General features: G+C 73.3%; 12 protein-coding genes. 5 read left to right on the plus strand and 7 right to left on the minus strand.

Going from position 1 to position 14,195, the window contains the following annotated elements; all coding sequences use genetic code 11:
• The first annotated feature begins 73 nt into the window (after positions 1–73).
• Positions 74–1,021 carry an RNA polymerase sigma factor SigJ gene (gene sigJ / locus AB0J97_RS17240; RefSeq protein ID WP_357694764.1) on the plus strand — a complete coding sequence of 316 codons (948 nt, stop codon included), beginning with the start codon at positions 74–76 and terminating at the stop codon, positions 1,019–1,021.
• A 91-nt stretch (positions 1,022–1,112) separates the two neighbouring features.
• Positions 1,113–2,318 carry an FAD-dependent oxidoreductase gene (locus AB0J97_RS17245; RefSeq protein ID WP_364089400.1) on the plus strand — a complete coding sequence of 402 codons (1,206 nt, stop codon included), beginning with the start codon at positions 1,113–1,115 and terminating at the stop codon, positions 2,316–2,318.
• Positions 2,319–2,356: 38 nt separating this feature from the next.
• Here the strand turns inward: AB0J97_RS17245 and helR are convergent, their stop codons facing one another.
• The 3 genes from helR to AB0J97_RS17260 all read right to left on the minus strand — a co-directional run bounded on the left by helR (position 2,357) and on the right by AB0J97_RS17260 (position 6,229).
• Positions 2,357–4,519, minus strand: coding sequence for an RNA polymerase recycling motor ATPase HelR (gene helR / locus AB0J97_RS17250; protein ID WP_364089403.1), 2,163 nt, complete (start codon positions 4,517–4,519; stop codon positions 2,357–2,359).
• Positions 4,520–4,804: 285 nt separating this feature from the next.
• Entirely contained in the window at positions 4,805–5,776 is a 972-nt protein-coding gene (locus AB0J97_RS17255; RefSeq protein WP_364089406.1) for a sporulation protein, read from the minus strand.
• Positions 5,777–5,956: 180 nt separating this feature from the next.
• On the minus strand, positions 5,957–6,229 hold the full coding sequence (locus AB0J97_RS17260) for a GlsB/YeaQ/YmgE family stress response membrane protein (RefSeq protein ID WP_357694757.1): 273 nt from the start codon (positions 6,227–6,229) through the stop codon (positions 5,957–5,959).
• A 269-nt stretch (positions 6,230–6,498) separates the two neighbouring features.
• Here AB0J97_RS17260 and AB0J97_RS17265 point away from each other — a divergent pair, with 269 nt between their 5' ends.
• A complete protein-coding gene (locus AB0J97_RS17265; protein ID WP_357694755.1) occupies positions 6,499–7,074 on the plus strand; it encodes a YbhB/YbcL family Raf kinase inhibitor-like protein in 576 nt (191 codons plus the stop codon).
• Between the two features lie 11 nt (positions 7,075–7,085).
• Here the strand turns inward: AB0J97_RS17265 and AB0J97_RS17270 are convergent, their stop codons facing one another.
• From AB0J97_RS17270 to AB0J97_RS17285, 4 genes are all read right to left on the minus strand, one after another.
• Positions 7,086–7,970, minus strand: coding sequence for an alpha/beta hydrolase (locus AB0J97_RS17270; protein WP_364089411.1), 885 nt, complete (start codon positions 7,968–7,970; stop codon positions 7,086–7,088).
• Between the two features lie 77 nt (positions 7,971–8,047).
• On the minus strand, positions 8,048–9,862 hold the full coding sequence (locus tag AB0J97_RS17275; protein WP_364089414.1) for a glycoside hydrolase family 15 protein: 1,815 nt from the start codon (positions 9,860–9,862) through the stop codon (positions 8,048–8,050).
• A 30-nt stretch (positions 9,863–9,892) separates the two neighbouring features.
• Positions 9,893–11,137, minus strand: coding sequence for a DUF6596 domain-containing protein (locus AB0J97_RS17280; RefSeq protein WP_364089417.1), 1,245 nt, complete (start codon positions 11,135–11,137; stop codon positions 9,893–9,895).
• Positions 11,138–11,170: 33 nt separating this feature from the next.
• Positions 11,171–11,503, minus strand: coding sequence for a YciI family protein (locus AB0J97_RS17285; RefSeq protein ID WP_357695403.1), 333 nt, complete (start codon positions 11,501–11,503; stop codon positions 11,171–11,173).
• A gap of 153 nt (positions 11,504–11,656) precedes the next feature.
• Between AB0J97_RS17285 and AB0J97_RS17290 the strand changes: the two genes are divergently transcribed.
• On the plus strand, positions 11,657–11,851 hold the full coding sequence (locus AB0J97_RS17290) for a hypothetical protein (RefSeq protein WP_364089420.1): 195 nt from the start codon (positions 11,657–11,659) through the stop codon (positions 11,849–11,851).
• A gap of 55 nt (positions 11,852–11,906) precedes the next feature.
• The gene (locus tag AB0J97_RS17295; protein WP_364089422.1) at positions 11,907–14,192 is read left to right on the plus strand and encodes a tetratricopeptide repeat protein; all 2,286 of its coding nucleotides are present in this window, start codon (positions 11,907–11,909) and stop codon (positions 14,190–14,192) included.
• Positions 14,193–14,195 lie beyond the last annotated feature (3 nt).

The following is a 14,195-nucleotide window of genomic DNA, read 5'->3' on the forward strand; positions in this document are numbered from 1 at the left end:
CCGGCAAGCGACGGACGGTCACAGGTGCCGAACCGGCGACCCGCCGCATACGGGGACGTTCTAGGATCGGGCCATGCCTTTGACCGCGGACGACGTCGACCGGTTCGTGACCGCCAGACCCCGCCTGGAGGCCATCGCCTATCGCCTGCTCGGCTCGGCCGCGGAGGCCGAGGACGCCGTGCAGGAGACGTTTCTGCGCTGGCAGGCCGCCGACGCCGGGCGCGTCGAGGTTCCCGAGGCGTGGCTGACGAAGGTGCTCACCAACCTGTGCCTCAACCAGCTCGGCTCCGCGCGGGCGCGCCGCGAGACGTACGTGGGCCAGTGGCTGCCCGAGCCGCTGCTCGCCGGGGACCCGATGCTCGGCCCGGCCGACACCGCCGAGCAGCGCGAGTCGGTCTCGTACGCCGTCCTCACCCTGATGGAACGCCTCTCCCCCAACGAGCGGGCGGTCTACGTGCTGCGGACGGCCTTCGACCACTCCCACCGGGAGATCGCCGAGATCCTCGACCTCACCGAGGCGGCCAGCCAGCAGATCTTCCACCGCGCCAAGAAGCACGTCGCCGACGGCAGGGCCCGTACGGAGGTCGACGAGGCCACCGCCCGGCGGATCGTCGAGGAGTTCCTGGCCGCCGCCGGCAACGGGCAGACCGAGCCGCTGGTACGCCTGCTCACCCAGGACGCCATCGCGATCGGCGACGGCGGCGGCAAGGTCCCGGCCCGCGCCAAGGCGTTCGAGGGCGCCGTCGCGGTCGCGAAGTTCCTGTGGGGCCTGCTCAAGCCCGGCAAGGCCAAGCGCGCCCTGGTCGGCGGCTCGCCCGAGATCCACGTCTGGACGGCCAACGGCGAGCCGGCCGTCGTCGCGGTCGTGGACGGCCAGGTCGTCGGCGTCATGTGCATGGAGATCACCACCGAGGGCATCGCCGCGTTCCGCAACCAGGTCAACCCCGACAAGCTCGCCCGCGCGACCGCGCAGTGGGCCGCCACAGACCACGGGGAGCCGCTGCTCAGAGCCTCCTGGTGAGAGGTGTGACGCGCTTCACATCGTGATCCTGTCAGGAAAGCGCGGGCCGTCCGGTTCAGGTGGCGAACCCGCGTCAGACAGGAGCGAGGAAATGCAGCACCGCATCATCGTCCTCGGAGCCGGCTACACCGGAGCCGTCGTCGCCGGCCGTCTCGCCAGGCGGCTGCGCCACGAGGACGTCGCCATCACCCTCGTCAACGCCGAGCCCGACTTCGTCGAACGCGTCCGCATGCACCAGGTGGCCACCGGCCAGGACCTCAGGCCCCGGCCGTTCCGCGAGATGTTCGCGGGCACCGGCGTCGAGCTGCGGCTCGGGACGGTCACCGGCCTCGACGCCGACCGCCGGACCGTCACCGTGACCAGCACGGGCACCAGCACCGGCGGCGCCGAGGAGCTGGCCTACGACACGCTGGTCTACGCGCTCGGCAGCGGCTGGGACGCCGAGGCCGTGCCCGGGACCGCCGAGCACGCCCACGACATCGCCGGCCGTCCGGGGGCGCTGCGGCTGCGCGAGCGGCTGGCCGGGCTCGACGCGGGGCAGAGCGTGGTCGTCGTCGGCGGCGGGCTCACCGGGCTGGAGGCCGTGGCCGAGATCGCCGAGGCCCGTCCGGACCTCGACGTCGCCCTGGCCGCCCGCGGCGGGCTCGGCGACTGGCTCTCGCCGAAGGGCCGCGCGCACGTGCGGAAGGTCCTGACCGGGCTCGGGGTGAGCGTGCACGAGCACACCACCGTCACCGGGGTCGAGGCCGACCGTGTCACCACCGCCGGCGAGCCCATCCCGGCCGCGGTGACCGTCTGGACAGCCGGCTTCGCCGTGCACCCGATCCCGCGGGCGACCACGCTGGAGGTCACCGAAAGCGGCCAGATCGTGGTCGACCGGACGATGCGCTCGGTCTCGCACCCGGACGTGTACGCCGTCGGCGACGCCGCCATGGCGATGGGCCCCGGCGACAAGCCCCTGCGGATGTCGTGCGCGTCGGGCATCCCGACCGCCTGGCAGGCCGCCGACTCGATCGCGGCGCGGCTGACCGGCGGGAAGCTGCCGAACACGCCGCTGCGCTACTTCAACCAGTGCGTCTCGCTGGGCCGGGACAACGGGCTGATCCAGTTCGTCACCGCCGACGACCGCGCCGTGCCCACGGTGCTGACCGGGCGGACCGCCGCCGTCTACAAGGAGCTGGTCTGCAAGGGGGCGGCGTGGGGGGTCGCCAACCCGATGCTGGGCCTCCCGGCCCGCCGCCGCCGCGTCACCCGCCCGAGCACCACGACGGGCCCGGCCGCCAAGGCACGGGCATAGAACGCGACGGCGGCGGCCTGGAGAGAGGCGGGGGCGCGTCAGGGGGTGGTGAGGATGACGAGTTGGCGGGTCGCCCGGGTCATCGCGACATAACGGTCGACCGCCCCTTCGACGCCCTCGCCGCCCCCGCCGAACCTCTCCGGATCGACCAGGACGACCAGGTCGAACTCCAGCCCCTTCGACAGCTCCGGCGTCAGCGACCGGACCCGGGGCCGCTCCCGGAAGCCCGGGTCCCCGATCACGCACGCGATCCCCTCGGCGTTCGCGGCCAGCCAGGCGTCGAGGATCGCCGCCAGCTCCGCGACCGGCCCGCGCGTGACGGGGACGCCGCTCTCCCGGATGGAGCTCGGCACGTTGGCGTCCGGGAGCGCGGCCCGGATGACCGGCTCGGCCTCGGCCATGATCTCCGCCGGGGTCCGGTAGTTGACGCTCAGGGTGGCCAGTTCGACGCGGTCGATGCCGACCCGGCCGAGCCGCTCCTCCCACGACTCGGTGAACCCGTGCCTGGCCTGGGCGCGGTCCCCGACGATGGTGAAACTCCTGGACGGGCAGCGCAGCAGCAACATCTGCCATTCGGCGTCGGTCAGCTCCTGGGCCTCGTCCACGACGATGTGCGCGAACGGCCCGGCGAGCAGGTCCGGCTCCACCGTGGGCAGCTCGGACTCGTCCACCAGGTTCCGCTGGAGGTCCGCCCGGCGCAGCTGCGTCACCAGACCCTCGCCGTCGTCGTCGGCCTCGATCAGGTTGTCCACGACCTGGGCCATGCGCTCGCGCTGCACGGCGAGGGCGGCCTCCTGCCTGCGCATGCGGCGGGACGCCTCCGGGTCGCCGAGGCGCTGGCGGGCCGCGTCCAGGAGGGGCAGGTCGGAGACGGTCCAGGACTGGGCGTCGGCGCGCTGGAGCCGGCGGATCTCGTCCGGGCCGAGCCAGGGGGCGCACAGCCGCAGGTAGGCGGGGACCGTCCACAGGTCGCCGACGAGGTCGGTGGGCTCGATCAGCGGCCAGGCGCGGTTGAAGGCGGCGAGCAGCTCCCGGTTCGCCCGCAGCGACCTGCGCAGCAGGTCCGGTGAGACCTCGTCGGACAGGTCGTGCTTGTCGATGAGGATCGTGAGCAGTTCCTCCCAGATCTGGTCGCGCGCCTCGTTGTGCGGCGTGCCGGGTTCGGCGGCCTCGAACGCCTCGGCCCAGTCCTCGGCGCTCAGCCGGACGTCGGCCCAGTGCGTGGTGACCGTCATGCCCTTGGCGGGCGGGTTCTCGTAGAACCTGACGGCCGGCTCGATCGCCTTCACCAGGTCCGCGGACGCCTTCAGCCGGGCCACCTCCGGGTCCCGCTCGGGGGCCGCCGCCGCCCCCTCGGGCACGAGGTCCCGCAAGGTGCAGGTCCGCACGCCCTCCTCCCCCAGGCTGGGCAGGACGTCGGCGACGTAGGCCAGGTAGGGCTGGTGCGGGCCGACGAACAGCACGCCGCCCCGGGAATGGCCGAGCCGGGGGTCGGAGTAGAGCAGGTAGGCCGAGCGGTGGAGGGCGACGACGGTCTTGCCCGTGCCGGGGCCGCCGTCCACGACGAGGGCGCCGCGGGAGCCGGCCCGGATGATGGCGTCCTGGTCGGCCTGGATGGTGCCGAGCACGTCCCGCATCCTGGGCGAACGGTTGCCGCCCAGGCTGGCGATGAAGGCCGACTGGTCGTCGAGGGCGGCGTGGCCCTCGAAGCCGTCGGCGGTGAACACCTCGTCCCAGTAGTCGCTGATCCGGCCGCGGGTCCAGCGGTATCTGCGGCGGCTGGTCAGGCCCATGGGGTTGGCGTGGGTGGCGCCGAAGAACGGCTCGGCCGCGGGCGAACGCCAGTCGAGCAGCAGGCGGCGTCCGTCGCGGTCGGTGAGGCCGAGGCGTCCGACGTACACCGGTTCGGGGTGGTCGGGGGTGACCATGTGGCCGAGGCACAGGTCCAGGCCGAAGCGGCGCAGCGTACGCAGGCGGGCGGCCAGCCGGTGGATCTCCAGGTCCCGGTCGAGCGCCTGGCGGCCCTTGCCGCCGGGGTTCTTGCGTTCGGCGTCGAGGCGGGCGGACAGGTCGGCGATCGACTGCTCCAGGGTCTCGGCGAGCGCCGCGAAGTGCCGCTCGTCGACGGCGATCAGCGCCGGGTCGGCCTTGGCGGCGAGGTTGCCGGGCAGGTCGAACACGCTGGTGGTCAGGGGATTCATATCTGTGGCTCCGCTACGAGGTCGGTCTTCGCATGGCAAGGCTTCTGGCCTCGGCGGACGATTCTGCGCCACGACGGGGGTCTTGCCGCAAGCCCCCGGGTGCGCTATACGTTGAGAGTGGAAAGGAGTAGAAGCTCCTTTCTTCAACTTTCGCTCCGCAATGCAGGAGCAATCCCCCACAAGGCGACGCACGGCTCAGAGCCTCGACGCGCGGGGCGTCCACCAGGCTGCGTGACCGGCGGAAGCCGGTGACCCGCCCCTGACGGGCGGATCACCGGTGCGGGATCACCAGTCGCCGTCGCCGCCCTCGTCCTCGTCGCCCTCGAAGATCTCCTCGACGATCTCGCCCGCCACCAGTCCGCCGACCACGCCGGCGGCGCCGGCCGCGGCCACCGTGCCCCAGCCCGGCCCGCCGCGGTGCTCCTCGTGGTGGCCGTAACCGTGATGGTCGCCGTGACCGTGATGGTCGCCGTGCCCGAAGGACGAGTGGGCGTGGGACGCCAGGCCGGACAGCCAGCGGTCGAGCTCGCCGGGCCAGTCGGTGCGCAGGGCGTCGGCGTGGCTGACGGTGAAGCGGCCGATCGCGTCGCCGGAGTAGCGGCCGGCGCGCTTGTCGGCCTCCAGGACCACCTCCAGCCCCGACGGGTCGGCCACGAAGGTCACTTCGAGCTCGCCGAGCACGCCGGCGTACCGGCCGGCCGGGTAGAACTCGATCTCCTGGTAGAACGGCAGCGTCTGGTGCACGCCGTACAGGTGGCCGGCCTCCAGGTCGGCGGACTTGAACGCGAAGCCGAGCTGCAGCAGTGCCTCCAGGATGCGCAGCTGGGAGGGCAGCGGCTCGATCGCGACCTCGTCGAGGTCGCCCTTGTCGACCGCCTTGGCGATGGCGAGCTCGGTGCGCACGCCCAGCGCCATGCCGTGCAGCGGCTGCCCGCCGATCCGGCTGATCGGCGCCTCCCACGGCACGCCGATCTCGAAGGGGATCGTGCGCTCCTCGCCCTGGCGCAGCACGAACGGGCCGGACACCTGGACGCGGGAGAACTCCCCCGCCCCCGCGTGCTCGCCGTCGCCGTGCTCGAACTCCACGCGGGCGACCAGGCCGAGGGTGACGTGCTCGATCTCGGCGTCGAAGTCGCCGCCCTTGAGCCGTACCTCGCCCGACAGCGTGCCGCCCGGCTGGACGCGCGGGGTCGCCAGGACGGTGTCCACGGAGGGCGCGCCGACGCCGAAGGCACCCAGCATGCGTTTGAAGACCACGGCTTTGTTCTCCCTGTCGAAGATCGAAATGTGTGCAGCCGACCCGCACAACGATCTCCGGCGTGCCCCGGTTCCGGACATAGCGAAAACGCATGCCGGGGCGTCGGCGAAGGGGCGGGAACGGCGGGATCCCGGAGCGCGGCGCGTGTGCCGCCCTCCGGGATCCCGACGTGTCCCGGTCTACCTGACGCCGCGTCTGCCGTAGAGGCCCGCCGCCAGGGCCACCCCCAGACCGGCGAGCACCACTTGGATGACCAGTTCGATCCAGTCGATGCCGCGAGTGTCCGCGACGCCGACCGCGGCGGCGACCGCGGTGCCGATGAGGGCCGCGACGATGCCGATCACGATGGTGAGCCAGATGGGAATGCTCTGACGGCCCGGCACGACCAGCCGGCCGAGGACGCCGATGACAAGCCCGATGATGAGGGCGGAGATGATGCCGGTGACTTCCACGCTGCACGCTCCCGTTCTGCCGCGCCGGGTGTCGCCGCCCCTCGTGGGGGAAGGAGCGGCCCCCGGCCTGACAGCGCCATTGCTTCCCTGCCTCATCTCAAAGAAACCGGATGGCTCAGCCTGATATCGGTTCATGGCGGACAGGATCGACGGGTTTATGCCGTTCACGGTGGTGACGGGACGGGCCGCCGATGCCTACACTGCGGGCACACCCCACGAACAGCAGACGCGAACGAACGGCGCACCGAACCCCTCCTCAGGAGCCCTTTGTGACCGTCAGACGAATCGTGCTGCACGCCCTGCTCGCCGTGACGACCGCGGCGACCGCCGCGACCGCGGCCTCACCGGCGTCCGCCACCGCCTTCACCCTGACCAGCACCGCCTTCACCGAGGGCGGCCTCATCCCGAAGGTGCACGAGTGCACCAGCGGCGGCCAGACCGACCCCGGCCGCCGCAACGAGTCCCCGCCCCTGACCTGGAACGGCGGCCCGGCCGGGACCCGCGGCTACGCCCTGGTCATGAGAGACCTCGACAACAACAACCTCATCCACTGGGTGATCTACGACATCCCGGCGGGCGTGACCTCTCTGCCGCAGAACGTCGAGCACGCCTACCGGCCGGCGACCCCCGCCGGAGCCCGGCAGGTCTACTACCGCGGCAGCGCGAGCCTGTACGGCTACCAGGGGCCGTGCTCGCCCTGGTCGGTCAACACCTACCAGTTCACCGTGCACGCCCTCGACCGGGCCGTGCTGTCGGAACTGACGTCCTCCTCGTCCACGACGACCGCGGCGAGGGTGATCTCCGGCGCGTCCCTGGGGACGGCCGTGCTGTCCGGCGAGTCCTGACCCCTCGGGGATCAGGCGGAGGTCATCCGTCCCGCCGGCGGCTCGTGTCCGCGGGCGGGACGGGACCGCACGAAGGTCCGGATCCGTTCGGCGACGACGTCCGGGGCGTTCAGGTCGGGGGCGTTGTGGTCGAGCCCGGCGACGATCTCGTGGCAGGCGTCGGGCATGACGTGGGCCAGGCGGGCGAGCACGCCGGTGAGGTAGCCGGGGGACCTGCCGCCGCCGAGCAGCAGCGTCGGGGAGTCGACGCCCGTGTACCTGGCGCCGTCGGAGTCCAGGCGGAGGATCTCGCCGATCTCGGCCGGGGTCGTCGCCATCATCGCCCGCGCGTCCCGCCCTTCGGACCCGCGCAGCAGCAGGAACGCCAGCGCGTGGAACACCGGCGCCGGCGCGTCGCCGACGGGGGTCAGGCGGGTGCCCTTGAGGAAGGCCGCCATCGCCGCCGTGCGCCTGCCCTCCTCCAGCAGGCGGTTGAACGCCGGCACCCAGTGGGCGGGGAAGGAACCGTCGATGCTCACGCCGGGTTCGTGGACCATGAGCGCGTCCACCCGCCGGCGCAGCCCGAGGTGCAGGGCGACGAGGCCGCCGTAGCTGTGCCCGAAGACCAGGCGCGCACCCGTGTGGTTCATGACGGCGAGGGCGTCGTCGACCTCCGTCTCCACGCTGTAGGCCGGGCCCTGCGGGCCGCTGGAGCCGCGTCCGCGCCGTTCGATCACGTGCACGCTGTGTGCGCCGGACAGCTCCCGCGCCAGGGCCCCGTAGTGGTGGGCGCGCCGGTTGTTCCCGGGGATCACCAGCAGCCCGGGGCCTCGCCCGGCGCTGAGCAGGGCGATCGTCGTCCCGTCCCGCGAGGTCACTTCCGCCGGCTGCCACTGCGTCGCCATCCTGCCGCCCATCCCGTCCTGCCTTCACGTCGGTGGAGACAGCAGCATGGCCGCCCGCGCTGGTACCCGGCTGTCAGGACGCTGGCAGGTCAGCCGAGGGCGCGGTCGAGGTTGAAGGCGGCGCTGATCAGGGCCAGGTGGGTGAACGCCTGCGGGAAGTTGCCCTGCTGCTCGCCCGTACGGCCGATCTCCTCGGCGTACAGGCCGAGGTGGTTGGCGTAGGTCAGCATCTTCTCGAAGGCCAGGCGGGCCTCCTCCACCCGGCCGGCGCGGACCAGCGCCTCGACGTACCAGAAGGAGCAGATGGAGAACGTGCCCTCCTGTCCGCGCAGGCCGTCGGGGCTGGCGTCGGGGTCGTAGCGGTAGACCAGCGAGTCGGACACCAGGTCGGCGGTGAGCGCGTCGAGGGTGGACAGCCATTTCGGGTCGGTGGGCGAGACGAACTTGGCCAGCGGCATCATCAGCAGCGCCGCGTCGAGCACGTCGTCGTCCTCGTGCTGGACGAACGCCTGCCGCACGTCGGACCAGCCGTGGGCCATGATCTGCCGGTAGAGGTCGTCGCGGGCCGCGCGCCAGTGGGGGATGTCGGCGGGCAGGCCCCGGTGGGCGGCCATGCGCATGGCGCGTTCGATGGCGACCCAGCACATCAGCCGGGAGTACAGGAACTTCTTGCGCCCGCCCCTGGTCTCCCAGACGCCCTCGTCGGGCTGGTCCCAGTTGTCGCAGACCCAGTCGACCAGGGCGCAGACGGCGTTCCAGTGGTCGCTGGAGATGGGCTTGCCCCATTTGTCGTAGAGGTAGACGGAGTCGAGGAGGGCGCCGTAGATGTCGAGCTGGAGCTGGTCGGCGGCGGCGTTGCCGACGCGTACGGGGGCCGAGCCGCGGTAGCCCTCCAGGTGGTCGAGCTGCCGTTCGGGCAGGTCGGTGCGGCCGTCGATGCCGTACATGATCTGGAGGGGGCCGTTGGGTCCGGCGCCGCGCAGGCTGACGTACCGGGTCAGGAACGACATGAACGCCTCCGCCTCGCCGGTGAAGCCGAGCCGGAGCAGGGCGTAGACGCAGAAGGCGGCGTCGCGGATCCAGAGGTAGCGGTAGTCCCAGTTGCGCTCGCCACCGATCAGCTCGGGCAGGCTGGTCGTCGGCGCGGCGACGATGGCGCCGGTCGGCGCGTACGTCAGCAGCTTGAGCGTCAGCGCCGAGCGGTGGACCATCTCCCGCCACCTGCCCCGGTAGCGGGAGGCCGACAGCCATTTGCGCCAGAACGTCACCGTGGCGGTCAGCTGCTCCTCCGCCTCGACGTGCGGGCACCCGAGCGGCGGGACCTCGGCCTCGACCCGGTCGAGCGCGAACACCTCCGACTCGCCCTCCGCGAGGGTGAAGGCCGCCCGCACGTCGCGGCCGTCGGACTCGACCGGGACGGTGACGCTCAGCGCGAGCGTCAGGTGGGCCGACTCGAAGACGGTCAGGCCGTCGGCCTCGCGGACGGTGTGCGGGTCGGCGCCGTAGCCGAAGCGGGGGGCCACCCGCGCGTGGAAGGGCAGCGAGCCGCGCACGCAGAGCACCCGCCGGATCAGCCGCTGCCGTCCGCGGCCGCCCGGCTCGCCGATGATCGGCATGAAGTCCTGGATCTCGCCCACTCCGCTCTCGGTGAAGAAGCGGGTGATGAGCACGTTGGTGTCAGGGAAGTAGAACTGCTTGGTCCGCGCCGGCACGTCGGTGGCCAGCTCGAACGCCCCGCCCCGGTCGGCGTCGAGGATCGCGGCGAAGACGCTGGGCGAGTCGAAGGCCGGGCAGCAGTACCAGTCGATGGTCCCGTTGGTGCCGACGAGGGCCACGCTGCGCAGATCGCCGATGAGGCCGTGCTCGGCGATCGGCAGGTAGCGGTCACCGTCTGCTCCACCCATCGCAGCAGTTCTCCCAGGTCAGGGCGGTACTCAAACCTCGGGCACGGCTTCCTCCGCCGCGGCCAGGCGGCGGCGCAGGTAGGCGCGTCCGGGCTCGCTGGTGGCCGCCCGCAGCGCCGTCCGGTACGCCTCGGCGGCCTCGGGCAGGCGGCCGAGCCGGTGCAGCAGGTCGGCGCGGGCCACCAGGTAGGGGTGGTAGTCGCGCAGCCGCCGCTCCCCCGCGAGCTCCTCCAGCAGTGCCAGCCCGGCCTCGGGCCCGTCGCGCATGGCCACGGCGACAGCCCGGTTCAGCGCCACCACCGGGGAGGGGTCGAGCGCGAGCAGCACGTCGTACAGGGCCACGATCTGCGGCCAGTCGGTCGTGGCCAGGTCGGGGGCCTCGTCGTGGAGCGCCGCGATCGCGGCCTGGACGGCGTACGGGCCCGGCGGGCCGCCGCTGAGCGCGGCCACCACCAGCGCCGCCCCCTCCTCGATCATGGCCCGGTCCCAGAGGCCGCGGTCCTGCTCGTCGAGCAGCACCGGCTCGCCCCCAGGCCCGGTACGGGCCTGGCGCCGCGCGTGCACCAGCAGCAGCAACGCCAGCAGCCCGGCGACCTCCCGCTCGGCGGGCAGCAGCCGGCGCAGGATCCGGGCCAGCCTGATCGCCTCCTCGGCCAGGTCGAGCCGCTGGAGGTGGGGGCCCGAGCTGGCCGCGTAGCCCTCGGTGAAGATCGAGTAGATGACCTGGAGCACGCCGGGAACCCGTTCCGGCAGCTCGTCGGCGTCGGGCACGCGGAACGGGACGCGCGCCTCCCGGATCTTCTTCTTGGCCCGGACGATGCGCTTGGCCATCGTCTGGGCCGGCACCAGGTAGGCCCGCGCCACCTCGGGGGTGGTCAGGCCGGCCAGGCAGCGCAACGTCAGCGCGCCCCGGTCCTCGGCGGGCAGCGCGGGGTGGGCGCAGGTGAAGAAGAGCCGCAGGCGTTCGTCGGGCAGGCCGCCGTCCTCGCCTGCGGGGGCCTCGGGGCCGGCCCGCTCGGCCTCGGCCGCCAGGACGGCCAGCCGGGTGGCGAGCGCCTGCTCGCGCCTGAGCCGGTCGACCGCCCTGCGCCGGGCCGTGGTCATCAGCCACGCGCCCGGATTGGGCGGCACGCCCTCGGCCGGCCAGTGTCTCAGCGCCGCCTCGACGGCGTCGGAGGTGACCTCCTCGGCCAGGTCGAGGTCGCCGAAGCGGCGGACGAGCGCGGCCAGCAACCGGCCGCGCTCCTCACGGAAGACGTCCTCGATCTCACGCACCGAAGACCCCGAAGCGCTCACGCACCGGAGAACTCACGCGTCGAAGTCGGCGACCGGGCGCACCACCACCGAGCCGCCGCCGCGCGCCCCCGGGCAACGGACGGCCCAGTCGAGGGCGGCGTCGAGGTCGGGCACGTCGATCACGTAGAAGCCGCCCAGGACCTCGTGCGTCTCGGCGTACGGGCCGTCGGTCACGGTGGGCGTGCCGTCGCCGCCCACCCGGACGGTGGTGGCGGTCACCAGGTCGGCCAGCGACTCGCCGGAGACCAGGACGCCCGCCTCCCGGACGGACTTGTCGTAGGCCACCCACTCCTGGAAGTCGCCCGGCTCCTGCTCGTCGGAGGTGCCGGAGTTGATCAGCAGCATGTACTTCACGGTGTTCCCTTTCCGCGGTCGGCGTACGGCGGGGCCGCCGTACGCCATCACCACGAACGGGACCCGCCCGGATGGACATGTCGCGGCGATGAGTTTTCCGACGGCGGCCGGTCATTGCCGGGACACGTCACTTCAGGAGGACCGATGAGCGTACTGGAACAGCGGCTGCGGGGTGTGCTGGGCGGGTTCGTGGAGCGGGGCGAGGTGCCGGGGCTGGTGGGTGTGCTGTTCACGCAGGTGGCCATGACCTCGCAGGTGCCGCCCAAGGTCTTCGAGAACTTCTGGACCGTGACGTACACCTCGATCGACCAGCACCTCACCCCATTTTCCGGCAGATAAGGTGGGTATGCGGCGCTTCGGGGGATTTCGCCGCTCACCAGCATGAGGGGGACGGGTGGCGGAGTCGTTCGGCACGATGCTGAGAAGCCTGAGACACGCCGCCGGGCTGACCATCGAGGAGCTCTCCCACGCCTCCGGCGTCAGCGTGCGGGCCATCGGCGACATGGAGCGCGGCGCCAGCCGGGGCCCCCAGCGGCGCACCGTCGAGGCCCTGGCCGAGGCGCTGCGGCTGGACGAGCCGCGGCGGACGGCGCTGTCGGACGCCGCCCGCGCCGGCCGTCCCCGCCAGGAGGCCGCCGCGCCGGGCGCCTGCGAGCCGCCCCGCGGCGTGGGCGACTTCACCGGCCGGGAACGGGAGCTGGACCTGCTGCGCGACCTGGCCGCCCGGACGGCCGAGGACGCGCCCGCCGTCGTCGCCGCCGTCTCGGGGACCGCCGGCATCGGCAAGACGGCGCTGGCCGTACGCGCCGCCGCGCACCTGGCCGACCTGTTCCCCGACGGCCGCTTCTACCTGGACCTGCGCGGCATGGACCCGGTCCCGCTGGACCCGGGCACGGCGCTGTCCAGGCTGCTCAACGCCCTGGGCGTGGCCGAGCGACGCATCCCAGCCGACGAGGAGGGCCGCGCCGGCCACTACCGCGCCCTGCTGCGCGAACGGCGCTGCCTGGTCATCCTGGACAACGCCGCCCACGAGGCCCAGGTGCGCCCGTTGCTGCCCGCGGAGGGCCCGGCGATGACGCTGGTGACCAGCCGCCGCCCGCTGGCCGGGCTCGAAGGCGTCCACCAGCTGCCGCTGGCTCATCTGGCCGCCGGGGAGTCGGCCGCGCTGCTGCGCGCGATCGTCGGCGCCGAGCGTGCCGAGGCCGACCCGGACGGGGTGGCACTGGTGGCCGACCTGTGCGGGAACCTGCCGCTGGCGCTGCGCATCGCCGGCAACCGGCTGCAGAGCAGGCCCGGCTGGACCCCCGGGAATCTGGCCGCCCGCCTCGGCGACGAGGGACGCCGGGTGGAGTCGCTGGCCGCCGGCGACCTGTCGGTGGCGGCGGCCTTCGCGCTGTCGTACCGGCAGCTCTCGGCGCCCGCGCGGCGTGCCTTCCGCCGTCTGGCGCTGGCCGCCGCGCCGGACTTCGGGGTGCCGATGACGGCGGTCCTCGCCGAGCTCGGCCCGGACGACGCCGAGGACGCCCTGGAGGAGCTGGTCGACCTGGGGCTGCTGCAGTCGCCGTACCCCGGCCGCTACCGCTTCCACGATCTCGTACGGCTGTTCGCCCGCGCCCGGCTGTCCGACGAGGAGTCCATGTCGGCTCAGCGGCAGGCGCGGCGGCGGATGGACGACTGGCTGCTGGAGGTGGCAACCGTCGCCGGACGCTGGTTCGAGCCGGACTACGGCGCGCCGCCGCCCGGCTGGAGCTCGCTGGTCGAGCTGGACAGCGCCCGGCAGGCGCAGGAATGGCTCCAGGCCGAGGGCACGGCATGGCTGGCGGCGCTGCGGCAGGCGGCCCGCGTCGGCGAGCACGCGCGGGTCGTCGAGGTGGCCGAGGCCATGCACTGGTTCTCCGACCTGTGGATGCACTGGGGACACTGGCCCGAGGTGTTCGAGCTGTCGTCCGCGGCCGCCCGCGCGACGGGCGACCGCGCGCAGGAGGCGGTGCACCTCAACTACCTGTCCTGGGCGCGGACGTACTGCCAGGGCCGGTACGCCGAGGGCGAGCGCACCGCGCTGCGCGCGCTGGAGCTGGCCCGCGAGGTCGGCGACGTGCGCCAGCAGGGCTGGGCGCTGACCTACGCCACCTGGGCGCTGTGGGGTCGCGACGACCGGCCCGCCCTGGAGACCGGCCTGGAGCACGCGCGGCGGGCGGCGGAGTGCTTCCGCCTGGCCGGCGACCCGGAAGGGTACGCCCAGGCCGTGCTCAGCGTCGGGAACGGCCTGCGCAGGCTCGGCCGCATCGAGGAGGCCGTACGGCACGGGCTGGAGGTGCTGGAACGGCTGCGCGACCCGGCGTTCGGCGGCACGCCGGTCATCGTCGCCCACGCCGTCGGCGCGGCACTGGACCTGCTGAGCGACGGCTACTTCGCGCTCGGCCGCTGGCAGGAGGCCGCCGACCACTATCGCGAGGCGCTGGTCGAGCTGCGCAAGCGTCCGATCAACCGGGCCACGGCCCATACGCTGACGAACCTGGGCCGGGCGCTGGTCGAGCTGGGACGGCTGGAGGAGGCCCGCGAGGCGTTCCAGGAGGCCAAGGAGCTGTACGAAGCCTCCGCCGACACCGTCCGCGCCGCCCGCGTGGCCGCCGAGCTCGCCCGGCTCAGCCCGGTCGCGACCCCGGGGGCCACCGGCTGAACC

The sequence above is a fragment of the Nonomuraea sp. NPDC049607 genome, from assembly GCF_040675375.1.
Taxonomy (GTDB): Bacteria; Actinomycetota; Actinomycetes; order Streptosporangiales; family Streptosporangiaceae; genus Nonomuraea.